29 protein-coding genes and 4 pseudogenes are annotated in these 23,008 nt (G+C 69.0%); 18 read left to right on the top strand and 15 right to left on the bottom strand.

The genetic code is table 11. From position 1 onward, the window contains the following. Positions 1 to 73: 73 nt before the first annotated feature. Positions 74 to 445, bottom strand: coding sequence for a DUF2255 family protein (locus OG788_RS42775; RefSeq protein ID WP_406376281.1), 372 nt, complete (start codon positions 443 to 445; stop codon positions 74 to 76). Between the two features lie 416 nt (positions 446 to 861). Here OG788_RS42775 and OG788_RS42780 point away from each other — a divergent pair, with 416 nt between their 5' ends. Beyond that, entirely contained in the window at positions 862 to 1,002 is a 141-nt protein-coding gene (locus OG788_RS42780; RefSeq protein ID WP_406376282.1) for a hypothetical protein, read from the top strand. A 126-nt stretch (positions 1,003 to 1,128) separates the two neighbouring features. Here the strand turns inward: OG788_RS42780 and OG788_RS42785 are convergent, their stop codons facing one another. Beyond that, entirely contained in the window at positions 1,129 to 1,887 is a 759-nt protein-coding gene (locus OG788_RS42785; protein WP_406376283.1) for a DeoR/GlpR family DNA-binding transcription regulator, read from the bottom strand. A gap of 73 nt (positions 1,888 to 1,960) precedes the next feature. Between OG788_RS42785 and OG788_RS42790 the strand changes: the two genes are divergently transcribed. Continuing rightward, positions 1,961 to 3,154: an MFS transporter gene (locus OG788_RS42790; RefSeq protein WP_406376284.1), complete on the top strand. Its 1,194-nt coding sequence runs from the start codon at positions 1,961 to 1,963 to the stop codon at positions 3,152 to 3,154. 124 nt (positions 3,155 to 3,278) lie between these two features. On the opposite strand, the pseudogene OG788_RS42795 reads toward OG788_RS42790, so the two are convergent. From OG788_RS42795 to OG788_RS42810, 4 genes and pseudogenes are all read right to left on the bottom strand, one after another. Then, a pseudogene (locus OG788_RS42795) lies at positions 3,279 to 3,582 on the bottom strand (coproporphyrinogen III oxidase family protein); the annotation flags it as partial. A gap of 578 nt (positions 3,583 to 4,160) precedes the next feature. After that, positions 4,161 to 4,796, bottom strand: coding sequence for a dihydrofolate reductase family protein (locus OG788_RS42800; protein WP_406376285.1), 636 nt, complete (start codon positions 4,794 to 4,796; stop codon positions 4,161 to 4,163). Next, the gene (locus OG788_RS42805) at positions 4,796 to 5,302 is read right to left on the bottom strand and encodes an SRPBCC family protein (RefSeq protein ID WP_406376286.1); all 507 of its coding nucleotides are present in this window, start codon (positions 5,300 to 5,302) and stop codon (positions 4,796 to 4,798) included. Before OG788_RS42805 ends, OG788_RS42800 begins: the two co-directional genes overlap by 1 nt. A gap of 2 nt (positions 5,303 to 5,304) precedes the next feature. Next, on the bottom strand, positions 5,305 to 5,646 hold the full coding sequence (locus OG788_RS42810; RefSeq protein WP_356754888.1) for a metalloregulator ArsR/SmtB family transcription factor: 342 nt from the start codon (positions 5,644 to 5,646) through the stop codon (positions 5,305 to 5,307). 833 nt (positions 5,647 to 6,479) lie between these two features. Between OG788_RS42810 and OG788_RS42815 the strand changes: the two are divergent. Beyond that, a pseudogene (locus OG788_RS42815) lies at positions 6,480 to 7,025 on the top strand (carbohydrate binding domain-containing protein); the annotation flags it as partial. A 2-nt stretch (positions 7,026 to 7,027) separates the two neighbouring features. Here OG788_RS42815 and OG788_RS42820 read toward each other — a convergent pair. The 3 genes and pseudogenes from OG788_RS42820 to OG788_RS42830 all read right to left on the bottom strand — a co-directional run bounded on the left by OG788_RS42820 (position 7,028) and on the right by OG788_RS42830 (position 8,863). Further along, positions 7,028 to 7,126, bottom strand: a complete 99-nt coding sequence (locus OG788_RS42820) for a transposase (protein WP_406376992.1) — start codon at positions 7,124 to 7,126, stop codon at positions 7,028 to 7,030. A gap of 105 nt (positions 7,127 to 7,231) precedes the next feature. Beyond that, the gene (locus tag OG788_RS42825) at positions 7,232 to 8,011 is read right to left on the bottom strand and encodes a hypothetical protein (protein ID WP_406376287.1); all 780 of its coding nucleotides are present in this window, start codon (positions 8,009 to 8,011) and stop codon (positions 7,232 to 7,234) included. Between the two features lie 342 nt (positions 8,012 to 8,353). Further along, positions 8,354 to 8,863 (bottom strand): annotated as a pseudogene (locus tag OG788_RS42830) (transposase). A 93-nt stretch (positions 8,864 to 8,956) separates the two neighbouring features. On the opposite strand from OG788_RS42830, the gene OG788_RS42835 reads away from it, so the two are divergent. Beyond that, positions 8,957 to 9,409: a hypothetical protein gene (locus tag OG788_RS42835; protein WP_406376288.1), complete on the top strand. Its 453-nt coding sequence runs from the start codon at positions 8,957 to 8,959 to the stop codon at positions 9,407 to 9,409. Between the two features lie 274 nt (positions 9,410 to 9,683). Here OG788_RS42835 and OG788_RS42840 read toward each other — a convergent pair whose 3' ends face one another. Next, positions 9,684 to 10,037 (bottom strand): VOC family protein, encoded by a 354-nt coding sequence (locus OG788_RS42840; protein WP_406376289.1) that lies wholly within the window; start codon positions 10,035 to 10,037, stop codon positions 9,684 to 9,686. An 83-nt stretch (positions 10,038 to 10,120) separates the two neighbouring features. Beyond that, positions 10,121 to 10,921, bottom strand: a complete 801-nt coding sequence (locus tag OG788_RS42845) for a class I SAM-dependent methyltransferase (RefSeq protein ID WP_406376290.1) — start codon at positions 10,919 to 10,921, stop codon at positions 10,121 to 10,123. Between the two features lie 293 nt (positions 10,922 to 11,214). Here OG788_RS42845 and OG788_RS42850 point away from each other — a divergent pair, with 293 nt between their 5' ends. From OG788_RS42850 to OG788_RS42895, 10 genes are all read left to right on the top strand, one after another. Continuing rightward, complete coding sequence (locus OG788_RS42850) at positions 11,215 to 11,535, top strand: gas vesicle protein (protein ID WP_406376291.1); 321 nt, start codon at positions 11,215 to 11,217, stop codon at positions 11,533 to 11,535. Positions 11,536 to 11,571: 36 nt separating this feature from the next. Further along, on the top strand, positions 11,572 to 12,045 hold the full coding sequence (gvpJ, locus tag OG788_RS42855; RefSeq protein WP_406376293.1) for a gas vesicle protein GvpJ: 474 nt from the start codon (positions 11,572 to 11,574) through the stop codon (positions 12,043 to 12,045). Positions 12,046 to 12,048: 3 nt separating this feature from the next. Continuing rightward, positions 12,049 to 12,798 (top strand): GvpL/GvpF family gas vesicle protein, encoded by a 750-nt coding sequence (locus OG788_RS42860; RefSeq protein ID WP_406376294.1) that lies wholly within the window; start codon positions 12,049 to 12,051, stop codon positions 12,796 to 12,798. A 1-nt stretch (position 12,799) separates the two neighbouring features. Continuing rightward, on the top strand, positions 12,800 to 13,054 hold the full coding sequence (locus tag OG788_RS42865) for a gas vesicle protein GvpG (protein WP_351557129.1): 255 nt from the start codon (positions 12,800 to 12,802) through the stop codon (positions 13,052 to 13,054). Positions 13,055 to 13,061: 7 nt separating this feature from the next. After that, positions 13,062 to 13,988, top strand: coding sequence for a histone protein (locus tag OG788_RS42870; RefSeq protein WP_406376295.1), 927 nt, complete (start codon positions 13,062 to 13,064; stop codon positions 13,986 to 13,988). A 6-nt stretch (positions 13,989 to 13,994) separates the two neighbouring features. Then, the gene (locus OG788_RS42875) at positions 13,995 to 15,095 is read left to right on the top strand and encodes an SRPBCC family protein (protein WP_406376296.1); all 1,101 of its coding nucleotides are present in this window, start codon (positions 13,995 to 13,997) and stop codon (positions 15,093 to 15,095) included. After that, positions 15,088 to 15,411, top strand: a complete 324-nt coding sequence (gene gvpJ / locus OG788_RS42880) for a gas vesicle protein GvpJ (RefSeq protein WP_351555677.1) — start codon at positions 15,088 to 15,090, stop codon at positions 15,409 to 15,411. Before OG788_RS42875 ends, gvpJ (OG788_RS42880) begins: the two co-directional genes overlap by 8 nt. Positions 15,412 to 15,487: 76 nt before the next feature. After that, the gene (locus OG788_RS42885; protein WP_406376297.1) at positions 15,488 to 16,300 is read left to right on the top strand and encodes a GvpL/GvpF family gas vesicle protein; all 813 of its coding nucleotides are present in this window, start codon (positions 15,488 to 15,490) and stop codon (positions 16,298 to 16,300) included. A gap of 2 nt (positions 16,301 to 16,302) precedes the next feature. Next, positions 16,303 to 16,530: a gas vesicle protein gene (locus OG788_RS42890; protein WP_351555683.1), complete on the top strand. Its 228-nt coding sequence runs from the start codon at positions 16,303 to 16,305 to the stop codon at positions 16,528 to 16,530. Then, positions 16,527 to 16,805, top strand: a complete 279-nt coding sequence (locus OG788_RS42895) for a gas vesicle protein K (protein ID WP_351130956.1) — start codon at positions 16,527 to 16,529, stop codon at positions 16,803 to 16,805. The genes OG788_RS42890 and OG788_RS42895 overlap by 4 nt, the downstream gene beginning before the upstream one ends. A 388-nt stretch (positions 16,806 to 17,193) precedes the next feature. Here the strand turns inward: OG788_RS42895 and OG788_RS42900 are convergent, their stop codons facing one another. From OG788_RS42900 to OG788_RS42915, 4 genes and pseudogenes are all read right to left on the bottom strand, one after another. Continuing rightward, positions 17,194 to 18,306 carry an AI-2E family transporter gene (locus OG788_RS42900; RefSeq protein WP_406376298.1) on the bottom strand — a complete coding sequence of 371 codons (1,113 nt, stop codon included), beginning with the start codon at positions 18,304 to 18,306 and terminating at the stop codon, positions 17,194 to 17,196. Between the two features lie 64 nt (positions 18,307 to 18,370). Beyond that, positions 18,371 to 19,081, bottom strand: coding sequence for a PP2C family protein-serine/threonine phosphatase (locus tag OG788_RS42905; protein ID WP_406376993.1), 711 nt, complete (start codon positions 19,079 to 19,081; stop codon positions 18,371 to 18,373). 102 nt (positions 19,082 to 19,183) lie between these two features. Then, positions 19,184 to 19,636: pseudogene (locus tag OG788_RS42910) on the bottom strand (PAS domain-containing protein); the annotation flags it as partial. Beyond that, positions 19,636 to 19,827, bottom strand: a complete 192-nt coding sequence (locus tag OG788_RS42915) for a hypothetical protein (RefSeq protein ID WP_406376299.1) — start codon at positions 19,825 to 19,827, stop codon at positions 19,636 to 19,638. The gene OG788_RS42915 and the pseudogene OG788_RS42910, both read right to left, overlap by 1 nt. Before the next feature lie 381 nt (positions 19,828 to 20,208). Between OG788_RS42915 and OG788_RS42920 the strand changes: the two genes are divergently transcribed. From OG788_RS42920 to OG788_RS42935, 4 genes are all read left to right on the top strand, one after another. Then, positions 20,209 to 20,832, top strand: coding sequence for a HemK2/MTQ2 family protein methyltransferase (locus OG788_RS42920; RefSeq protein WP_406376300.1), 624 nt, complete (start codon positions 20,209 to 20,211; stop codon positions 20,830 to 20,832). After that, positions 20,816 to 21,115, top strand: coding sequence for a CDGSH iron-sulfur domain-containing protein (locus OG788_RS42925; RefSeq protein WP_406376301.1), 300 nt, complete (start codon positions 20,816 to 20,818; stop codon positions 21,113 to 21,115). The genes OG788_RS42920 and OG788_RS42925 overlap by 17 nt, the downstream gene beginning before the upstream one ends. Next, complete coding sequence (locus tag OG788_RS42930) at positions 21,115 to 22,233, top strand: iron-containing redox enzyme family protein (RefSeq protein WP_406376302.1); 1,119 nt, start codon at positions 21,115 to 21,117, stop codon at positions 22,231 to 22,233. Before OG788_RS42925 ends, OG788_RS42930 begins: the two co-directional genes overlap by 1 nt. A 140-nt stretch (positions 22,234 to 22,373) precedes the next feature. After that, the gene (locus OG788_RS42935; protein ID WP_406376303.1) at positions 22,374 to 22,802 is read left to right on the top strand and encodes a GNAT family N-acetyltransferase; all 429 of its coding nucleotides are present in this window, start codon (positions 22,374 to 22,376) and stop codon (positions 22,800 to 22,802) included. Positions 22,803 to 23,008: the final 206 nt, after the last annotated feature.

The following is a 23,008-nucleotide window of genomic DNA, read 5'->3' on the forward strand; positions in this document are numbered from 1 at the left end:
GAGATGGAGTGAGGGGCCGCCCGGCGGCGGCGTCGCGGGTTCTCGGTGGCGTCGCGGCGGCCCGGCAGAGGTATCAGCGCGGCTCCAGGCAGAGGGTGGAGGTGCGGGCCCGGTCGGTCAGGACGTGCTCGACGATGCTCGTGTAGTGCCCGTACTTGTCGCGGTAGGCGGCGTCCACGGCTGCGTATTCGCCGGGATCCGCCGTGCGGAAGGTGACGTCCTGCCGTACGCCGCCCGCGTCGACGCGGCCCTGGTGACGGGACCGCGTTCCGCGGTACCAAGGGCCATCGATGCCTTTGACCGAACGGACGTAGACCTGTTCGTCGGCGCGGACCACCCACATCGTCACGGGGTCACGCAGCGTGCCGTCGGCGCGCTCGGACCGGAGGTCCAGCTCTTCGGCCGTACCGATCTGCTCCAGGTCCCTGTCGTTCCACCGCGTCATCGTCGTCTCCTTCCACGTCGTGCTCGGCCGGTCACCGGACCGGCAGGTGCGCAGCCGTGACCGCGTCCCTCCGCTCCACCGTCGCCCGAGCCCGCGAGCGCCGCCAGCAGGAGCCACGGCGCCATCAGGAGCCACGGCGCCGACGAGGGGTGCGGTGCGCGGCGGGGGTGCGGGTGGCGTGCGGTCCTTGCGGTCCTTCCGGCTTGTGCGGGTGCCTGCGGGTGTCCACCGCCCGGGGACGTACATGCCGGTGACCTGGAGATCACCGCTCTCTGCCGCGTCTCGCCTCCGGGCGTCACAACCCAGTCTGTGGCCTCATGCACGAGTCAGGCAGGCCGAGATCTGCCAGGGAACGGCCGGCGGGGGAGTGACAGGGCCCCTTTCCCGGCGCGTCCGAGTGCGCCGGAACGGCACTGGTGCCAGGTCGGCTGGTCCGCCGAGCGGCGCCCCGCCTCTACAAGGAGGTCACGCGGGAGCAGGTCGAGACCGCCATGGCGCGCGCCCGCGCCGAGGCCGCGGCGCCGATCGTCGCCCGGCCCTCGTCGCCCGCGCCTTGACGCCGCCCGCGTGATGCTCGTCCGGGCTGGTCCCGACCCGGCTGGTGCTGATCGTGCAAGAACTGCCGGTCGCCGGTCCGCAGCCGACGTCAGCCAGGAATCCGCCTCCTTCACGAGAGGGCGGAGTCACACCTGCCGTACCGTCACGCCCGCCGCGGACAAAGCCTCGATCTGGTCTTCCGGGGCGTGCTCGTCGGTGACGACGGAGTGCAGGGCGGAGGCGGGCGTGACGAAAGCCAGGGCGGTGTGGGAGAACTTCGAGCCCTCCGTGACGGCGATGACGCGGCGGGCCGAGGCGATCGCGGCGCGTTTGACGGCGGCGTCGTCCAGGTCGTAGGCGGTCAGGCCGTTCACGGCGTCGAGACCGCAGCAGCCGATGACAGCGGTGTCGAAGCGGAGCGCGGCCAGCGATGCCAGCGTCAGAGGGCCGGTCAAGGCCAGCTCGCCTTGCCGTGGCCGGCCGCCCGGCACCAGCAGTGTCAGCTGTGGCGCATCGGTGAGCGCGTTGGCCGCGTGCAACGACAGGGGCATCACCGTCATTCGGCGGTCCTTCAGGGCGTGGGCCACCTCGAGGCAGGTCGTGCCGCTGTCGACGACGACGGACTCGCCGTCCGCGATGAGCCGCGCGGCCTCGGTGGCGATGCGCCGCTTGGTCTCCAGCCCGTCATGGACCCGCATCGCGAACGGCGGCTCCTCGCCGCGCAGCAGCAGGCTGCGTGCGCCGCCGCGGTAGCGCTCGAGCACGCCCTGCGCGGCCAGAGCCTCCAGGTCGCGGCGGATGGTCATCTCCGACGCCCCGGTCAGCTCGGCCAGTTCCGCGACGCCCAGGCGGCCTGCCTGTCGCACGGCCTCGGTGATCTGCCTCAGTCGGTCAGTGCCAGCCATGCCACGTATTGAACATGAAGGATGTTCGAAAGGCAATCTTTCGAAAGTAAGGTTTGTTCGTTACGTTTGAAGGGTGGAAAGACACCTGCGGGCCGCTCGGCTGGCCACCTTCGCCTACTTCATTCTGAACGGCTTCCTCATGGGGATGTGGATCGTCCACATCCCCAGCCTCGAGCAGCGCGTGGGGATCGGCCATGCGACCCTCGGTTGGCTCCTGCTGCTGCTCGGTGCGGGCGCCTTCGCGGGTATGCAGGCCGTCGGGCCGCTGACCGACCGCTTCGGGGCGCGCACGGTCGTGCCGCTCAGCGCGGCGCTGTGCAGTGCCACCGTCGCCCTGCCTGGCATGGCCGGGAACGTCTGGACCCTCGGTGCGGCACTGCTGGCCCTGGGTGTGGGCAACGGTTGCCTGGACGTCAGCATGAACGCCCACGCCGTCCAGGTGGAGCGCGTCTACGCGCGCCCCGTCATGTCCGCCTTCCACGCGACCTTCTCCATAGGCGGCGTCCTTGCGGCTCTGGTCGGAGCCCGCACGCTCAGCTGGGGGTGGAGCCCCGCGTCCACCCTGCTCGCCGTCGCGGCCCTGGGCCTCGCCGCTTCCGTCCTCGCGGCCCCGTCGCTGCTCAGGTCCGACGGCGCGCACGCGCCGGAGCCCGGTGCCGGTTCCCCGAAGGGCCGACGCAGGACGCCCCGGCACATCTGGATGCTGGCGGTGCTGGCACTGATGATCATGCTGTGCGAGGGCGTGGCCAACGACTGGAGCACACTCCACCTGCGCCGGGTCCTGGACGCGCCTCCGGCGACCGCCGCCCTCGCCTACGGGGCCTTCGCCACCGCGATGACCGTCGGCCGGCTGCTCGCCGACCGGCTCGCCGAACGCTTCGGCTCCGTCGCCATCCTGCGGTACGGGGCGTCCACCGCGGCTCTCGGCCTCGCCGTCGCCGCACTGTCCGGCTGGGTCCCGCTGGTGCTGATCGGCTGGGCCGTGTTCGGAGCCGGGCTGTCCGGCTGTGTCCCGCAGCTCTTCAGCGCCGCCGGACACGCGGACCAGGACGCCGCGGGCGCCAACGTCTCCCGGGTCGCGGGCCTCGGCTATCTAGGCATGCTCGCCGGCCCCGCTGTCATCGGGCCGCTGACTCAGTTCGTCCCCCTCAACATCACCTTCCTCCTCCCTGTCACCTTCTGCGTTGTCGCGGCCTGTGCGGCCGGAATCCTGCAACCGCAGCCCTCCGGACGCGTGGAGGTGGAGGTGGAGGTGGAGACGGTGTGATGAGCCCCGACGTCGGCGCCGCAGGGGCCTCTCCGGCGGACTGCAGGACGGGTGCTGCCTCCGTCGACGCCGGCATGAGACCGGTGAAGTCGTACCGGGCGGAGCGCAGAGTGCCGTGTCGCTTCAGGAACGTCGGTGTGCCACCCCCGAACGCGGCGTTGGCGAAACGCGGGGGTCTCCTTGTCGCCGAGTGCCTCACGCACAGCGGCGGCCTGGCGCCGCACCGCCTCCAGGTAGCGTCCCGTCAGGTCGCCGGGCGCGCCGATCCGGGTGAACAGGTTGCCGAAGCCGCAGCGGACCTCGCAGAACGGGATGTGCACGTGCAGCGAGAGCGACCGCCGGGGCTCGCCCGCCCACAGGTCCTTGAGCGCGGGGCGTGGGACGAGCGGCCGGCAGGCGGTGCGAGTTCTACCAAGCCCCACTGACATCACGGCGAACAGGGGTGGGCCCCTGGGGACGGGGAGAGGGGGAGGAAGCCGTCGGGTGAACACCCCGAGGGCCACCGGCCGGGGGGTCGACGCAGGGCGGCGGGAGTCCGAGGCCCGGTCGCCGAGCGGGCGGCGCCCGGCTCCGCGTCCGATGGATGCTCCTCTTGGTCGTCACGCGACTTGGAGCCGGTCGCGGTAGCTGTCCGCGAGCTCGTCGTCGCGGCGGCTGCCGCGTTCGAGGGTGGAGATCGCGGCGGGTCGGACTCTGAAGTGGCGAGCAGCGGCGGTGAGCGCTCACTCGCAGCACCCGGTCGGCCGGTCGTCCGGAGCATCAACTGCGCTGGTTTCACGCTGTGTCGGGACGCAGAAGGGCGGGGGCTCTTGCAATGTGACCGGCGCCAGATTCACGCGGCGGCGCTGGGCCGTGCGGTCTCGGAGGAGCCGCTGCCGCTGCCGCGTGGAGGGGGATCCACCGGTCGCGGCTCAGGGCTCCAAGAATCGATGGTCGTCGCCGCCAGGGCGGGCCGGGTAGTCCGCGGGCAGCCGACCTCGGCGGGAGAGCGCTGAGTTCGGGACAGTTACCGCTTGCGGACGGTGTAGGTCAGGTGCGTCGCCCTTGGGGAGGGCTCGGCGCCGACCGGCTCCAGGGCCACGCGGCCGGCGTCCACGCCCTCGAACAGGCGGATTCCGGAGCCGAGCAGCACGGGTGACAGCGCGATCGAGAACTCGTCGATCAGGCCCGCGTTCACGTACTCCAGGATCGTCGCGCCGCCGCCCGCGATGCGGACGTCCCGGTCGCCGGCGGCTTCGCGGGCCCGGTCGAGCGCGGGCTCGATGCCGTCGTTGACGAAGTGGAAGGTGGTTCCACCCGGCCGCTCCCACGGGTCACGCTTCTCGTGGGTCACGACGAAGACCGGCGTGTGGAACGGCGCCTCCTCCGGCCACGACGGCTCGCCGAGGTCGAACATGCGCTTGCCCATCACGCTCGCGCCGGTGCGCTCGAACGTCTCCCGCACGATGTCGTTGTCGCGCCCCTCCTCGCCGCCCTCGCCGATCTTCAGGTTCTCCCGGAGGAACCGCTGCGGCAACAGCCACTGCTGCAACTCCATCCACTGCGCCGTCCAGCGCTGCGCATCCGGGTCGTCCGTGCGTTCCTCGGGCGCGATGAACCCGTCCAGCGACATCGTCACGCTGAAGAACACCTTTCCGGCCATCAGTCCTCCGCTCCCTTCCGAACGATCTCGGTGACGTAGGCAGCCAGGTTGCTCAGGGTCTGCCGGCCGCCCTCGATGGCGTGGTACTTCTCGACCGCCTCGTCGCGCAGCTCCTTGGTCGGGAACACCGTGCGCATCTCGATCCGGGTCGCCGCGCCGTCGGGCGCGAACGTGAGGAACGACTCGAACGCGTTCGGGTCGTCGCGGGACTCACCGTGGAGCAACGCGATCCGCTCCGGCGGGGCGATCTCGGTCCAGGAGATCCACTCCTGGTAGTCCGTCCCGTCCGGTCCGTGCATCACGAAGTCCCACTCCCCGCCGACGCGGAACTCGAACGCCCGCGTGGTGGTCGTGAACCCCTCCGGTCCCCACCACCGCGACACGTGCCGCACCTCGGTGAACGCCTCGAACACCAGCTCCCGTGGGGCACTGATGATCCGGGAGATCACGATCTCGCGGTCGGCCGTCGCTGACTGCGCCGGCGCGTCCCGTCCTGTCGCTGTCATGGTCAATCCTCCTGCCTTGCCTGCTTGAGGTCCTGCACGTACTCGTCCAGCCGGTCGAAGCTCTCGTTCCAGAACCGCTCGAACCCGCCGGTCCACTCGTGGACCGGTCGCAGCCCGCGGGCGTCAAGGCCGTACAGGCGCTGCTTGCCTGCCTTGCGGTCCCGCACCAGCCCGACCTCCCGGAGCACCCGCAGGTGTTTGGACGCCCCCGGCTGGGTCATCCCCAACTCCTGGGCCAACTCGGTCACCGGCCGCTCACCTGCCCGCAGCAGCAGCAGGATCTCCCGGCGCTGCGGCTCCGCGATCGCGTTGAAGACGTCCGACGTCGTCGCTGCTCGTGCCATGGGGTCTATCGTATTCCGATATCGGCATGCGTCAAGGCGGAGGGATCAGCGTGTCGTGTCAGGTCCGGCCCGGCGGCTTCGACGGGAGCGGGCCGGGGCGCGTTCGGCGGGTCCAGGCGGACCTTGGCGGCGCGCGCGGCGTATGCGGTTGGCCGACCGCCGCGACCGCCGCGACCGCCGCGACCGCCGCGACCGCCGCGACCGCCGCGCCCGCCGCGATTGCGTACCTGATCGGCCCGCTCGGGGATGGTGCGGGCGCTGCAGCGAGGTCATGCTTTACGGCCGTAACGGCACCAACGCCGCGCACATGGAGGTCGAGGACTTCAGGCCGGCGCACGTCAACGCCCGATCGACGTACGGCTGTTCCTGACCTCACGGGCGTTCCGCATGCTTCCCCAGGCGCAACGTCGGCTGAACCTCCGGAGCGGGCGATGCGTATCAATTCCAGAGGGACAGCTCAGATCCCTACCACGGGACGGAAGGAGAGCACCGTGCCCACACCGCCCGCGTCCGACTCACCGGACGACCGCCCCGCGCTGGAGCCCGTCCGCGTGCTGCGCGCGCGCCGCACCGACGCGTTGGCCCAACTGCTCGACGAGATACGTCAGGACAAGGACTACCGCAGCCACGAGACCGTGGCCGCACAGGTCCCACACACCCGGACCGGCGGCGAGACAGAGGAACTTCCACCTGTCCCCGGCGGCGAGACAGAGGAGCTTCCTCCTGTCGCCGGCGGCACGACGGAGAGACCTCCCGCATGTGACGGCGACGCCCGCCCGTCGCGTCCCGGAGGTCGCCCGCGCCTCGGCCCCGGACAGCGCCGGGCGGCCGTGGTGATCGCGGTCGCCGCGGCGGCCGTCATCGGCTTCGGCTGCTCCCTCCTGATCCCCAGCCGTAGCGACGCCACCCCGGCCGCACCCTCGGCGAGCGCCTCGGCGGACCCGACGTCAGCCGCCCCGGGCGCGGTCGGAGCCGCCGACGTCCTGACCAACCCCGGCTTCGAGTCGGGCAGCGTCTCGCCGTGGAGCTGCGCCGGCAACCCGGGCTCGATCGTCTCGTCTCCCGTCCACACGGGCTCCAAGGCCCTTCAGGGAAAGGTGAGTTCGAGCGACACCGCGCAGTGCAACCAGACCATCGCTGTACGGCCGAAGACCACTTACTCACTCAGCGGCTGGGTCCGCGGCTCCTACGTCTACCTGGGCGTGAACGGCGGTGCCTCCACCTGGACCAATTCTCCCTCCGGATACAGCCCACTGACCGTCTCCTTCACTACAGGCGCCTCCCAGACCAGCGTGACGATCTACGTGCACGGCTGGTACGCACAGGGCAAGTACTACGCCGACGACATCACCCTGGACGGGCCTGGCGGCGGCGGTGGTGCCTAGGTTGCGTAGGCCGACCACAGCCGGTGGCGTTCATCGACGGTCTTCCATGGCCCGAACGGTTCGGGAAGGCCACGCCACTGCACGCCGGTCCGCACCCGGTCCGGGTCGCCGCACGCCGGCCCAGCGGTCAAGAGGCCATGTCATTTGGCGAGTCTGCGGTAGCAGATGAGGGTGCAGGCGGCGATGTCGGTCGCACCCGCTCAGTCGGCCGCAGTGTTCTGTGCCGCCTCGCGTGCCTCGGTGAGGGCTCGCTGCCTGAGGTTGCCGCCGAACAACTGAATCGTGGTGGCGGCCAGGATGTCATCCCTGCCGATGGTCCGCCTGTGCCCCCTGCGGGCGGACGGGGCCCGGCGGGAATCCTTGAGGAACGGGGGTGGGGCCGGTTCGCCCGACATCACCGGGGTGACCGTACCGAAACGTTTGACCCCGCCCTCGCGGACGACCATGGCCGCGTCCCGGGCGAGGTCCGTCAGGAACACGCTCGCGATTCCGTCCAGGTCGCGGACCATCGCCGGGACGGCCGTCGCCCCCTGGCTCCGCAGCAACTTCTTGACCCCGGCCTCGAACCGGTGGGCGCCGACCACAGCACTCGGTTTGCGCGACCTGCTGCGCTTACGAGAAGGCACAATGACACCCTCGGCGTCGTACAGGACACCGGTCAGGCCTTGAAACGTCGGGCTGTGGTCGTACCACTTGGCCCCCAGCTCCAGCTCGACGTTCCGGTCGATCGCCGAGACAAGGTCCCCGGGAATCAGCTTCTTCCGGGCCTCCGCCGCCGCCGCTCTCCTCGCGCCGTCGATGATCTCCGTCAGCACTGTCCGCGTCACCGACGCGGCGGCCCATGCGGCCGACCGAGAGACGTGCATCGGGGTCACGTCCCTGAACACCGCTTTGACGAGAGAAGGCTTGAACGGCGAGACATCCATGACCGAGGCGGTCTCGGGACCGCTGCGCTCAGTGCGGGCGGGCTGTGTGGTCATCGGAAGAAACGCTCCTTGTTGTCGGAGTTGTCAGAGGCCCACACTGCACCACGCAGACCCGCTCTCTTCCCCCATCCTCCGTCGCAGTCGCAGTCGCAGTCGCAGCCGCACCCGGTCAAGGGCCTGACGGACACATCCCGACGGCCGGGCCGATGATGAGCCACCTCCCGCACGCCCTCGTACCGTGGCACCTGCGTCCCCCGTCCGGCTGTACCCCGCTCTCCCTGGCCCCTGCCACCGAGGAGGAGCGGCCGGTGTACCGCACGCAGGACGACAAGTGGGCGGCCAACCTGCGGGGCGGCGAAGGCGTTCCACGCCCGTGGGGACACGTGAACGTGCCCCTCAGAGCCTGCGGCAGCAGATGAGGGTGCAGGCGATGCTGGTGAAGGCGAGGAAGTGGTCCGCTTTGCGTTCGTAGCGTCGGTGGAGGCGGCGGCAGCCGGCGAGCCAGGCCATGGTGCGCTCTACGGTCCAACGGATTCGGACCTGTCAGGTCCCTCCCATTTTCAGGGCCCGCATGTTCACCGCGTCGATCACGCAACGGGACCAGTCCAACTCGCCGCGTGCGCCCAGCTCGTCGTCGACCGGGCGGTGGAGCTTGGCCCACACCCGGGCGTTCGACCACTCCGTGAAGCGGCGGTGGGCCGTCTCCCCCGACGGCCCGAACGACGCCGACGGCACCTGCTGCCAGGTACAACCCGACGTGGCTACGAACACCATCGCGGCCAGCACCTCCTGGTCACCGTATCGACGCCGGCCACCCCCTGGGGTCGCGACGGCGCCTCCCGGTACCGCCCGCTGGAACAACTCCCACAACGTGTCCGGCACCAACCGCTCAATCATCCCCACCATGACCCACAGAATGCCGAGTCAACCAAAGACGACTTCCAAGTTCTGCATCGAAATCCAGGCGACGAGCCGTGCCCCCATCGGCAGACTGCGGACATGTCCACCGACGTGAGCGGAATGATCGAGTGCAGACCCTTGGCCCGGATCTGGGGAGAGGACGACGAGGACGCGGTATGGCACGACGCCATTGACCTGTTCCTCCTCAACACCGGCAACGCCTATGACGCCCTCGCCTGCCTCTTCGGGGTGCACAACTCCTTCGGTTTCCGGCCGCTGACCGAGGACCGTGGTCTGCCGGAGGACGCCTCGAGCGGACTGCGGGACGCGTTCAACGCGTGGGGCGGGCCACAGGACGCGCACGGAACGACATGGATCACATGGGCCGAGCTGGCAGGCGCCGACTGGGACGAGAAGGATCGGTCCGGCAGGCTCAGCCGAAGTATGGTCGCCGGGGCGGGGACCCACTGGGCGCCGGTCTGGGACGTGATGCGGACGCTCGGCGAGCTGCATGGCCCGGAGCACGTGCGACTCGTGGTCTGGTTCGACTGATCGCGGAGCTGGTCTCTGCCTCTCGACAGAGTTTGCCTTCTCCATGGGGAGGCGGCCCCTGCCTTGCTGAGGACATTGCCGCGTCGCATCTCCGAACTCGCCCTTGAGAGCACGGGACGTACAGACCTCACGGAGCGCGCCGCCGGTCAGCCCGGGATAGTGCCCGGGCCCCGTCTGCTGCGCCCGTCGGCGGGACGCGCTGCCAGTGCCCGCGGCCCAACTGGCCCAGGGCGACCGGCCGTCCGGTCGGTGGATCCCAGCACCTGCGGCACGGTCAGGCGGGCTGCCACAGCTCGACCCGATTGCCCTCGGGGTCCGTGACCCAGCCGAATCGACCGACCCCCTCCATGTCCTGCGTCTCTTCGGCCACGTCCGCACCCTTGGCCCGCAACTGCGCGAGCATCGCATCCAGGTCGCGGACCCGGAAGTTGAGCATGGCCTGCTGGGCGCGGGACCCGAAGTAGTCGGTCTCGGACTCGAACGCCGCGAACACCGTCGGCCCGGATTCCTGACGCCACAGGCCGTTCTCGTCGGCGTCCAGGCCCAGGGAATCGCGATACCAAGCGCTCAGGGCCGTCGGGTCGGCAGCCCGCATGAAGTACCCACCGATTCCAAGTACGCGTTCCATGCCGCCATCTTGGCAGGACGGCGATCGGGCGTGGCGGCACCACACCCTCGCCCGCTTTCGTCACGCCGGTCGGCGGCCACGGCTCAGAGTCGCCGGCCCCAGGCCATCACCATGCCGGGTCCGAGTTCGGCGAGCTCGGGTGAGGCCAGATAGGCGAGTGCGTCGTCGATGACGGCGGAGTCCACTCGCCCGGTCTCCTCCAGCGCGGGCCGCATCCGGTTCCACGTCTCGGACCAGAAACGGGCCAGCGGTCCGCCTGCGACCAGCGGTGGGCAGATGAGCTCCCCGGCCACGTTCTGGAGGCCCTCCTCGCGCAGGAAATGCGGATATGCGGGGACGGAGGACGTGTCCGTACCGATCGTCGACCTCAGCGCCTGCCACATGGCATCCATGGTCCGCCGGTAGGCCGACGAGGTGTCCAGGACATTCGGCACCTCCACGGCATCACCCAGCACCAGCCAGCCCCCAGGGTTCAGCCATCGCGTGAGGCGCGAGACGAGCCGACGGCGTTCGGGCAGGTGCATGAGCACGAACCGGGCATGAATGAGGTCGAAGCTGCCCAGGTCCAGGCTCTCGTCACTGAGATCCGCCGTGACCACCCGTACCCGCGGATCCGACAGTGTGTCCAGGCCGCTGGTGTCCCGGTCCAGTGCGACGACCTCCGCGGCGCCCGCCTCCTCCAGGAGCCAGCGAACGACCGTTCCGGTCCCGGCCCCCACCTCCAGGCAGCGACTGCCCGGCCCTGCGCCCAGAGCGCGCAGCCGACGTGTGGTGACCGGGTCGTAGACGAGCGCCGCCGCGTCGATGCGTCCGGCTTCCTCGGGGTGCTCCGGCTCGAACAGGTCCTGGCCGTAATGGCCGCCGGAGTCCGGAGAGCCGGTCATGACCCGCCCTCGAGCCTCGGTGCTCCCGTGCCTCGCCCGCCCGTCCGTGCCATGGAGACTCCTCAGCATTGATCACCGGCTGAAGCCAGGGTGACAGCTTTCGGGCCCGACCGCAGACCGGTGTCCCGGGGGTGGGGAGTACGTGGAACACCCACGGCGACCTGGCCTGTCCAGAGATCCGGACGTGCCGCGGGTGCTGATCCAGCGGCACGGCACGGCGCGGCGGGCCGGTACGAACGCTCGCTTGGTCCACTCAAGGTGCGCCTGGCCGGAGACGTACCAGACTTGTGTTCATGGCAGAAGAGCGTCGTCCGCGTACCAGGAAACCCTCGACGACAACCGCTCGCCGCACGCAGCCCGTGCGTGGAGCGGAACAAGCTGCGCGTGCTGCCTGCCGGAGCCTGGAGGGCTTGATCGGCCATCCCACCGAGGGTGTATCAGCGGTGGGGCGTGAGGACGACGGTTGGTGTGTCGTCGTGGACGTCCTCGAGCTGCCGCGGATTCCCGACACGACGAGCCTCCTCGCGTCGTACGAGGTGCGGCTCGACCAGGACGGTGAACTCATGGAGTACCGCAGGGTCCGCCGCTATCGGCGGGGATCCGCCGATGAGTGACCACTCAGGTTTGCCTCACAACCGGAAGGACACCCTATGCCTGCGACCACCTACTCCGATGAGGTAGTGGCGTGCCCACCGCGCGCCGGCACGTTGTACGACGTGCTCGAGCTCATTCTTGACCGGGGCATGGTGATCGACGTGTTCGTCCGGGTGTCCCTGGTCGGCATCGAGATCCTGAAGATAGATGCGCGCATCGTGGTGGCGAGTGTCGACACATACCTGCGATTCGCGGAGGCGTGCAACCGCCTTGACCTGGAGCGGGACTCCAGCAGCACCACCATCCCCGAGCTGCTCAGCGGTGGCGCCGCCAAGTCCATCGGCAAGCGCAAGGTCCGTAAGGCCGCGGAGACGGTGGGGGACACCGTTCGCAAGGCGGTCGGGGGGCGCGACGACGGCTCCGACGAGTCCGACGAGGACGAGGAAGAGCAGCAGGAACGGCCGAGGAAGCGGCGCGCTCCGGCCCGGAGCAGCAGCAGTAGCAGTCGACGACGACATGCGGAGGCGTGAGTTGTGACAGCCGATGGTGTGTACGTCTACGCGATCATTCGGGCGGAAGGGCCACTGCCGGTAGACGCGACGGGTGTGGGCAACCCGGCTGCCTCGCTGCGGGCGATCCGGCAGGGGCGGGTCGCCGCTGTCGTGAGTGAGGCTCCTCCCAAGCTCCGCGCCAGACGACGCGATCTCCTCGCTCACCAGGATCTACTGCTGCGCCTGTCGGAACAGGGTCCGGTACTGCCGATGCGGTTCGGAATGGTCGCACGCGACGAGGACACGGTGCGCGGCGAGCTGAGGGCCCGCGAGGCGGACCACATGGCTGCGCTGGAACACCTCTCCGACGGGGTCGAGGTCAACGTCAAGGCGCTCCCGGCGCAGGACGCGCTGGCAAGCCTTGTGGCGGAGGACAAGAACGTCCGTCGCCTGCGGGACGAAGTGCGTCGACGGCCCGGATACGAAGCCAGCATGCGACTGGGCGAGGCCATCGCGGCCGCTCTGGAGAGCAGGGCCGCCGAAGCCGGTCGGCGTATTCTGCGCGAGCTCACACCCAAGGCCCGTGCGGTGGCCTCGGGGCCCGCGGTCCAGGGATGCGTGCTCAATGCGTCGTTTCTCGTCAACCGCGGTGACAGCGATGCCTTCCGTAGGACGGCCGAGAAGTTGGCTCGCACGAACCGTGACCGGGTGGAGCTCCGCCTTTCGGGTCCGTTGCCCTGCTACAGCTTCGTCTCCGCCGAAGGCGCTCCTGCCCGAACCGTCGGAGTCTGAGATGGGACTGATCACCGGTTTGCTCACCCTGCCCCTCGCGCCGGTCCGTGGCGTCGTCTGGGTGGCGGAGAAGCTCAATGACGCAGCCGAGCGTGAGTTGCACGACCCAGGAGTGCTCCGTGCCCAACTGGCCGTGCTGAACAGGGAACTTGAAGAGGGCGACATCAGCTTGGAGGAGTTCGAACGAGAAGAGGAACGGCTGCTCGATCGGCTGCATGCCGCTCAAGCCTGTTCCGGGCCGAACGATCGAAGGTGACGCGATCATGGATGACAAGGAAAAGGTGGCCCTCGCCGCTGCTGTAGTGGGCGGATACGTGCTGGGTCGTACCAAGAAGGGCCGGTTGGCCCTGTCCATTGCGACCTACCTGGCCGGTCGGCGATTCGGTCTCGAACCTCGCCAGCTCGCCGCCGAAGGAATGCGCAGGTTGGGGGAGATTCCGCAGGTCGCCGAATTGCAGGAGCAGTTGCGCGGGGAAGTGCTGGAGGCAGGGCGCAAGGCCATGACCGCCGCCGCCGACCGGGGCATGGCCACGCTTGCCGACAGCCTCAGCGACCGTACGTCCCGACTCCTCGAGAAGCCGGACGAGGGCGAGGAGGACGAGGAGGAGTACGCGCCGGAAGACGAGTACGAGGAGTACGAGGAGGAGGAAGAGCCGGAGGAGGAAGAAGAGCCCGAGGCCGAGTACGACGAGGACCAGGCCGAGGACCAGGCCGAGGAAGAGGAAGAGGAAGAGCCGGAAGGCGAATTCGAGGAAGAGGAGGAAGAGGAGGAGGAAGAACCGGAAGCGAAGCCGCGGAGGCGCCGCAGTTCGCGATCGGACCGGTCCCGCAAGGCACCCGCATCATCGGCACGCGAGAAGGCCGCTCCCGCCGGCGGAGAGAAGCCTCGGGCGGCGAAGAAGACGGCACCGGCGAAGAAGACCGCTTCCAGCAGGGCAGCGGCGAAGAAGACCGCGCCCAGCAAGAAGACGGCGGCCGGCAAGACGGCGGCGAAGAAGACGGCGGCGAAGAAGACCGCTCCGGCCAAGAAGACCGCGGCGAAGAAGACGGCTGCCAAGAAGACGGCGGCGAAGAAGACGGCATCGAAGAAGACCGCGGCGAAGAAGACCGCTCCGGCCAAGAAGACCGCGGCCAGGAAGACGACGTCATCGAAGCGGGCAGCATCCAAGCGCGCCGATCGTCGGAGGTAGACATCGATGACCAAGACGGAGAGAGACGAACCTGCAGAGGGAACGTCGGGTGCGGACCGGGTTCGTGAAGAGCTGTCCAAGTTCTTGTCCGCGCAGGTGGAGAATCTTGCCGAGAAGGCCGGCGACAAACTGTCGGACGTCACCGGGCAGCTCAGTGATGCGGCCGAGAGTGGCTCCCTTCCCGCGATCGGCTCCCGCATCCTCCAAGGCGACTCACCGGTGAAGGCTTTCGTGTCGGAGAAGGCCAAGGGTGTCAAGGACAACGTCGTGGAGAAGGCCAAGGGTGTCTTTGGTGGCGGGGGGAAGGGGAAACGGAAGGCCAGTGGCGGCAAGGTCATGAACATCATCGAGGTTCTCGATGTGGGAGTGCCTTTGCGGGACACGTACGACTACTGGACGCAGTACGACAAGTTCAGCAGCTTTGCCAAGGGTGTTCGCGACGTTTCGAAGGCCGATGAGGTCGGGAGTGACTGGAAGGTCAAAGTCGGTCCTTCGTCGCGCAGCTTCAAGGCGACCGTCCAGGAGCAGATTCCTGACGACCGCATCGTGTGGACCTCTGAGGGAGCCAAGGGCACCACCCGCGGCGCGGTCAGCTTCCATGAGCTGGCGCCCACCCTGACGCGAATCGTCCTGGTGGTGGAGTACTACCCGTCCGGCTTCTTCGAGAAGACGGGCAACCTCTGGCGGGCGCAAGGGCGCCGTATGCGACTGGACTTCAAGAACTTCCAGCGGTACGTCACCCTCACCAATGAAGAACCCGAGGGGTGGCGCGGCGAAATCCGGGACGGCGAAGTCGTCGTGTCCCATGAGGACGCCGTGGAAGAGGAAGAGGCTGAGCAGGAGGAATCCGAGGGCGAAGAGCCCGAGGGTGACGGTGAGGGCGAAGGCGATGCGGAGGAAGGTGCCGACTCCGCATACGAGGACGAGGACGAGGACGAGGACGAAGGAGCGGCGGAGGACGAGTACGAGGACGAGGACGAGGAGGGCGAGGAGGGGGCGGAGGACGCATACGAGGACGAGGACGAAGAGGGAGCGGAGGACGAGGAGGCGGAGGAAGAGGAGGACGCTCCCAGGAAGAGGAGAGGACAGAGGCGACGCCGTGACTGACGTCGACTTCCGGCAGGGGTCCTATCCCGTCTCCGGCCCTCAGACCACCAACCTCGCCGATATTCTCGAACGCGTCCTGGACAAAGGCATCGTGATCGCCGGGGACATCAAGATCGATCTCCTTGACATCGAGCTGCTCACCATTCGGCTCCGCTTGTTCGTGGCATCCGTGGATACCGCGAAGAAGGCCGGAATCGACTGGTGGGAAAATGATCCGGCACTCAGCTCGCGTGCTTCCCGCGACGCCTTGCAGGACGAGAACCGCGAATTGCGCGAGCGGGTCAAGGAACTCGAATCCGAGGCAACCGAAACATAGCGACATCGAAGGCCCCACAGCAACGCCCCGAACGCCCCCCGAACTCACCCGGCAAGGAACAAGGAGACCGAAGTACATGACGGAGCGCGGCCCTGTGCCTGCGGGCGCCAACGCCATCTATGTGTTCGCTGTCTGCTGGAATCCGGACCTCTCGGCCGTCGTCGGACTGCCAGGTGTCACGGACGAGGCGCCTGTGAGTTCACTGTCGCTGGGGAAGTTGACGGCGATCGTCCAGACCGTCCGGGCGAGCGACTTCACCGACGAAGTCTGGCAGGCGCGCCTGTCCGACCAACGTGAACTGGAGCGATACGCGCGCGCCCACCACGACGTCGTCTCTGCGGCCGCGGCTCGCTGCCCGACGGTTCCCCTGCCGATGGCCACGCTGTACCACGATGAGGAGAGGGCGCGCGAGGCGCTGGGCAAGGAAGCGGGTCGGTTCAACGCCGCGCTCAAGCGCATCGCGCACCACGCCGAATGGGGTGTGAAGGTCTACGCGCCGCCCTGCCCGCGAGAGGACACGGGGCAGGCGCCGATCCGGCATCTCACGCCGACCGACCGATCGCGCCCTGCGCCCGGAGCCGGCCTCGCCTACCTGAACCGCAAGCGAGGGGCGCAAGAGCGCCGCGAGCAGAGCCAGGAGGAGGCCTTGAGGACCGCGGAAGCGGTGGACACCGAAGTCCGGGGCCTCGCCACGGCGTCCCGCAGGTTGCGGCCGCACGTCCAGCCTTCGGGGGAACGCCGGATCCAGGTCCTCAATGCGACGTATCTGGTGGCCGAGCACCGCGCTGAGGAACTCGCCCTGCTGGCAAGGACACTGCGGGAACGCACGGGGGCGGACATCGAGCTGTCGGGGCCGTGGGTGCCCTACTCATTCGTTGGCGAGGTGTAGACATGACGCGCGACGTGGTGCCCTGGGACAGTTCCGGGCCCCTGAGCGGCCCCATCGGGGTACCGCTCGTCGACCTGTTGGACCGTGTCCTGGCGACCGGCGTGGTGATCAGTGGGGATCTGGTCATCGCCATCGCCGACGTCCCGTTGGTGCGGTTGTCCCTTCATGCGCTGCTGTCGTCCGTCAACGAGCGCGTCCCGGCTCCCTGGGCGGACGGCGGCCCGCTATGAGCGGTTCCCGACTCGACCTGGACTCCGACCAGATGGGGCGCGACCTGGTCGCCCTGGTACTCACCGTGGTCGAACTGCTTCGGCAGCTGATGGAGCGCCAGGCGATTCGCCGGGTCGAGCAGGGTGACCTCAGCGACGAGCAGGTTGACGAGATCGGGACCACGCTGATGCTGCTCGACCAGCGAATGGCCGAACTCTGCGAGCAGCACGGAGTGCGTCCGGAAGATCTCAACCTCGACCTCGGCCCGCTCGGGACCCTTTTGCCCAGAAGCTGACGAAGCTGATGCTGCCCGCCTCCTCGGAGCCGTGCGGTCCGGCCCGCCATGCTCCCTGCGGTGTATCGCGCCGGTGCGTCGGTTCGGCCGGCGGGACGACGTCGTTGCCGTTGCCATGCCATCGCGTTCCGCCGTGTGGACAGGACGTCGGATGCGGCGGCGGCGCTGGTCGCTGTTGTCCCAACGATCAGCGCCGGGTCCGGGGATTCACGGACCCACCCCTTGAGTGACCTTGCCTGGTTCGTTCAAACAGGCATGTCAGCGGGTCGCGGGCCGCAGGGGAGAGGAGGCCACCGGGTCTTGCCGTGTTCGTGCCCAGTCCGGATCAGGAATCCGAGTGCGTCCGCGGGCATGCGGCACGGCCGTCTCTCGCGGCCGAGAGGACGCGCTAGGACGAGCCGGCGGTACCGGCTCGAAGCTCCGCCTCCGGCTGCGGTGGCACGTCGCTGAGCTGCTCGCGCAGATACTTCCAGATCACGGCGATGAATGCGGCAGCCGGTACGGCGAGCAGGCTCCCGACAACACCGGCCAGACTGCCGCCGAGCGTCACCGCCAGCAGCACCACCGCCGCGTGCAGGCCGAGTCCGCGACTCTGGATCATGGGCTGGAACACGTTTCCCTCGAGTTGCTGCACCACGACGATGATCGCCAGCATGATCAGCGCGTCCGTCAGGCCGTTCGACACCAAGGTGATGAGGACCGCGACGAAGCCGGCGAAGACGGCGCCCACGATCGGGACGAAGGCGGTGACGAACGTCAGAACGGCCAGCGGGAGGACCAGCGGGACTCCCAGGATCCAGAGGCCGGCACCGATCAGCACGGCATCGAGCAGGCCGACGAGTGCCTGCGAACGTACGAACGCGCTCAACGTTTCCCAGCCGCGCGCTGCCACGGTCGTAACGTCCGTGGCCAGGCGGCCCGGCAGTTGACGGGTGAGCCACGGCAGGAATCTCGGACCGTCCTTGAGGAAGAAGAACATCAGGAACAGGGCCAGTACGGCGGTGACCAGGCCGTTCACGACTGTGCTCACGCCCGTGACGAGCGCCGTCACCACGCTGCCGACGCTGTTCTGGATACGGTCGATCGCGGCGTCCGAGGATTTCGAGATCTGGTCGTCGCCTATGTTCAGCGGTGGCCCCGCGGCCCACTCGCGGACCTTGTGGATCCCTTGGACCACGCCGTCGGTCAGCTCACCGGTCTGGGAGGCCACCGGCACCGCGATCAGAGCGACGACGCCCAGGGCGACGACGAGGAACAGCACGGTCACTGCTGACGCGGCGAGTGCGGGGCGCCAGCCGCGCCGGCGCAGGAAGCGGGTAAGGGGCCAGGTCAGGGTGGTGAGGAACAGAGCGACGATCAGTGGCCAGACCACCGACCACATCCGCCCCACAACCCACAGAGCCACCCCGGTCATCAAGAGAACCAGCAGCAGATCGACCGAGATGCGCGCGGACGCGCGCAGCGCGGCACGGGTCCTCGTGGAACTCAACGGGGCAGTCATGCGATCACCCTATGGGTGTACGGGTCCTACTCCGCTGTCCTGGCCAGAGAGGTCAGTCCGTGGGTCATGTCCGCTCTTCGCCGGTGTGTCGGGGAACATTGAAGGCCAGGACTGCGGTGTCGTCGTCCACGCCGGTCCCGAAGGTGTCGAGCAACTCCTGAATCGCGGCAACGGCGTCGCGGGCGGTTGTGGGTGCGAGCTCCTGGGCGAACCTCAGCAGGGCTTCGTCGCCGTAGCGGCCGTCGGGGCCGGCGGCGTGGGCTTCGGTGAGACCGTCGGTGTAGAGGAACAGTGTGTCCCCGGGGTCGAGGCGGACGCTGGTGGTGGCGATGTCGGCGTCGGGCAGGACGCCGATCAGCTGCCCGCCGGGGGTTGGCAGGTAGTCGGCCCGGCCGTCGGAACGCATCAGCAGGGCCGGCGGGTGGCCACCGGCGGCCAGGGTGACCTGGAAGCCGCCCTTGTCTCCGTCCGGGGTGAGCAGACCGAAGATGACGGTGCAGAAGCGCGGGTCGTCGCCGTTGTACTCATGATTCAAGACGGTGTTGAGGTTGGCGAGCACGGCCGCGGGATCGGGGTCGTACACGGCGGCCGCGCGCAGTGTGTAGCGCGCCAGGGAAGTGACGGCCGCGGCGGCGGCTCCTTTGCCGCAGACGTCGCCCAGGAAGAATCCCCAGGTGCCGGAGGCGAGGGGGAACACGTCGTAGAAGTCACCGCCGACCTCGTCGGTGGAGGCGACGTGGTAGTGGGCGGCGACGTCCAGGCCGGGCACGTCCACCAGGGTGGGGGGCAGCAGCGTCTTCTGGAGTGTGGCGTTCAGGTTCTTCAGGCGTTCGCGTTCCCGGTCCGATTCCTGACGGGCACGCAAGAGCTCGGATTCGTACGTACGCCGGTCCCGGGCGTCGAAGACCGTGGTGCGGATCAGCAGCGGCTGTCCGTCACTGCCCGTGCGCAGGATGGAGGTGACGAGAACAGGCAGCCGGTCGCCGTCAGCGGTTTTGAGTTCCAGGGCGATGCCGCTGATCTCGCCCTGCAGGCGCAGCAGTGGGCCGAAATGGGTCTCGTGGTAGAGCCGGCCGCCGACGGTGAGCAGATCGGAGAAATCCCTCCGGCCCACCAAGTCGCTGTTTTCGTAGCCGAGCCAGTTCAGCAGAGTCTGGTTGATCTTCGCGATGCGGCCGTTCAGCGTCGTGGAGAGGTAGCCGCACGGCGCGTGTTCGTACAGGTCCTCCGCGCTGTCCTCCAGCAAAGCGGAGAACACGGCCTGGTCGCCGATCGGTTGAGAGCGAGGGGGAGGACTCTCGCTCGTCCCGTTGTCGTCGGTCCTGCACATCAGAGCCCGGCTCCGGCGAAGGCCGCGATCGCGGTGTGGCGCCGCTCGCGCCAGGAGGGCAGATCCGGGCGCCACGACCCCACGGGGTCGAACAGCACCGCGGTGGCATCGCGCTCCAGCCGCCACGGGTTCTGGTCGCACCCGTATCCGTGCGCGAGTGTCACGACGGGGCCGGCCGTTCGGCCGGTCACCGTCCGGTTCCTGCTCCGCACGTCCATACGGACATCCTCGCAGACTGCCCTGAAACCTGAAGGAACCCCTTGTATCCCTGCATCTCCCGTAATCCTGCCATCTATGTATGGCTCGCCGCCGCGGGGGCACTCGGTGCGAAGAGAGCCACGGGACCCGAGTGCCGAAAGGGACAGGACTCGCCTCGACGGAGGGCTGCACCGCAGCACGGCGTCGTTGCGGACGCACGAGGCGTCCGCCTCCGCGATTCCTCGAACGACTCGGCATGGGTGCGCGACAGGAGGACCCAGGTCGTCCCGCGCCGTACCCGGACATCGGAGACAGGCAGTGACCACCCAGACGTTCGCCCCCTGGTTCCCCCCTTTCTGCTGGCGCCCCCCGGGGTGTACCGGCCCCAGTACGACACACGCCTGCTCGCGCAGGCGCTGCGACGTGAGGACATGGGGTCCGGCACCCAGGTGCTGGAGCTGGGAACGGGCAGTGGTGCCCTGGCGCTGGAGGCTGCGAGACGGGGAGCTCGGGTGACGGCCGTCGACATCTCCCGACGGGCCGTGCTGACCGCGCGCCTCAACGCCCTCATGGCCCGGGCACACGTCACTGTGCGGCACGGCGACCTCACGGCCGCGGTCGCGGGTCGGTCGTACGACCTGGTGATCAGCAATCCGCCCTACGTGCCCTCACCCGACGCCCGCCCCCCGCGCAAAGGCGCAGCCCGGGCCTGGGACGCGGGACACGACGGCCGAACTCTGGTGGACCGGATCTGCGATGCCGCCCCCGCGGCGCTGCGGCCCACCGGTGTACTGCTCGTGGTCCACTCGGGGCTCTGCGGTGTCGACGCCACCCTGGACCGGCTCACGGGCGCCGGAATGACTCCGGTGGTCACGGACAGGGCCATGGTGCCCTTCGGGCCGGTGCTCCGGTCCCGTCTGCCGTGGCTGCGTCGGACGGGTCTGGTCCGCGACGAGGTCGAGGAAGAGCTGGTGGTCATCCGTGCCGAACACGCCTGAACAACGACCGCGCCGTGTCCGGGTCGACCCGGACGGGCCGCTGCTCGTGGAGGGGCCGGTCGAGGTGATCGGGAAGGACGGCAGCGTCACTGTCTCCCGCCGGTTCATGGTGGCCATCTGTACCTGTCGACGCAGCCGCACCTATCCGTGGTGCGACACCAGTCACCGCCGCCGTGTGAAGCCGGACGGCGAGACCAGCGGGCCCGTCGGGGCGCCCGCGGACCGCGGACCCGAGCCCGGTGATGCGGCCGAACAGGCAGCCGGGCCGAGGGGAGTCGAGTGATGTCCACCCGACAAGAGGCCCGACGGTCCAGCCCGCCTCTGCCCACCCCGCGGGGACCGCTGTCCACCGGCGTCGTCTCGGCTCTCGGGCACGGGCAGCCGGCGCCGGGACCAGAAGGGGCAGCCGGTGTCGATCCCTACGGTGACGATCTGCAGCTCGCGCTGTATGTGCTGTACGAACTCCATTACCAAGGTTTCGAGGGCGTGGACGAAGAGCGTGAGTGGGACCCCGGCCTTCTGGCCCTGCGCCGCGCACTCGAACAGAGCTTTCTCGCCGCTCTGCGTGCCGACGTCCCACGCCCGGTCACGGTGAAGGAGGCGCTCGACGATCTGCAGATCGAGCTGGTCGGCCACGACGGAACGAGCGTCTCGCACTATCTGCAACGCGACGGCGAACCTTGCCAGTTGGCGGAATATGCGGCGCTGCGCTCGCTGTACCACCTCAAAGAGGCGGACCCGCACGCCTGGGTCATCCCCCGGCTGCACGGCCGCGCCAAGGCGGCGATGGTGGCGGTCGAGTACGACGAATTCGGTGCGGGGCGCCCTGAGGAGATCCATGCCAGACTGTTCGCCGACCTCATGGACGACCTCGGCCTGGAGACGGCATACGGCCACTACCTCGATGCCGCCCCGGCCGCGGCACTCGCCACAGTGAACCTGATGTCCCTGTTCGGGCTGCACCGGGCGTTGCGGGGCGCGCTCGTCGGACACTTCGCCGCCGTCGAGGTGACGTCCTCCCCGGGCTCGCGCCGACTGGCGAAGGCGCTGCGCCGCACCGGTGCCGGTCCGGCCGCCATCCGGTTCTACGACGAGCACGTCGAGGCGGACGCGGTCCACGAACAGGTCGTGCGCCATGACGTGGTGGGCGGTCTGCTGGAGAGCGAGCCCGCGCTGGAGCCGGACGTCGTCTTCGGCGTCCAGGCCACCACGCTCCTGGAGGACCGGCTCGGAGCCGTGCTCCTCGCTGCCTGGCGGGACGGAAGCAGCGCCCTTCGCATCCCGGCCCAGTCCCGCGGACAGGGCCAGGTGCTTCGCCCGACCTCTGCCTCGCCCCACCCGGGACAGGAAGCCAGCAAGGAAGCCAGCCGGCGTGAAGGTCGAACCACAGGACCCCGTTGAGCGGAGGACAGGGGTGGGTCCCGGTCCCGGCCCCGGTCATATGCCTTTCGGCCTTCTGCCCGGCGCGCTCTCCTGGGGCCGGACCGCGGTCTCGAAGGAATCCGTTGGCCTGTCCGGATCCGGGCTGCTTGGATGCGGACATGAACAGGGTTCTTCCGGCCGCGTATGAAATCTCCACCGCCCTCGAGCGTCTTGATCACGCGCTGATCCATCAGTGGCTGTCACAGGACGCGTACTGGGCTCTGGGCCGCTCCCGGGAGAAGCAGGACCAGGCCATCGCCCGATCTCTCAACTTCGGCATCTACGACCGTGCCTCGGGTTCTCAGTCCGGCTACGCCCGAGTCGTCACCGACCGGGCCACGTTCGCTTGGCTCTGCGACGTCTACATCGCTCCCGCCGTACGTGGCAAAGGCCTGGGCACCGCTCTCGTGGCTGCCGTCAGAGACCACCTCGCCCCCTATGGACTGCGCCGTGTGCTGCTGGCCACGGCGGACGCGCACGGTGTCTACGCCGAAGTGGGATTCGCACCGCTCGAAAAGCCGGGGAACTGGATGACGCTCGGCGAGTAGTGAGGCGCTCTCCCGGCGAACGGTCCTCACGACACTGTCTTCGGCAACCTCTTCGTTAAACCGGCCAGGAAAGCGTTTCGGAGCGCTTTTCGGGAGGCCTCTTCGGGACGACTCCAGGCCGTCCGGATTCCGGCTCGTGATCAGGATGTGCGGGCCGTGATCTCAAACTCGGGAATCACCCTCCCGAAGAGGCCTGCGGGATGCAC

Source organism: Streptomyces sp. NBC_00647, assembly GCF_045207245.1.
Classification (GTDB): Bacteria; Actinomycetota; Actinomycetes; order Streptomycetales; family Streptomycetaceae; genus Streptomyces.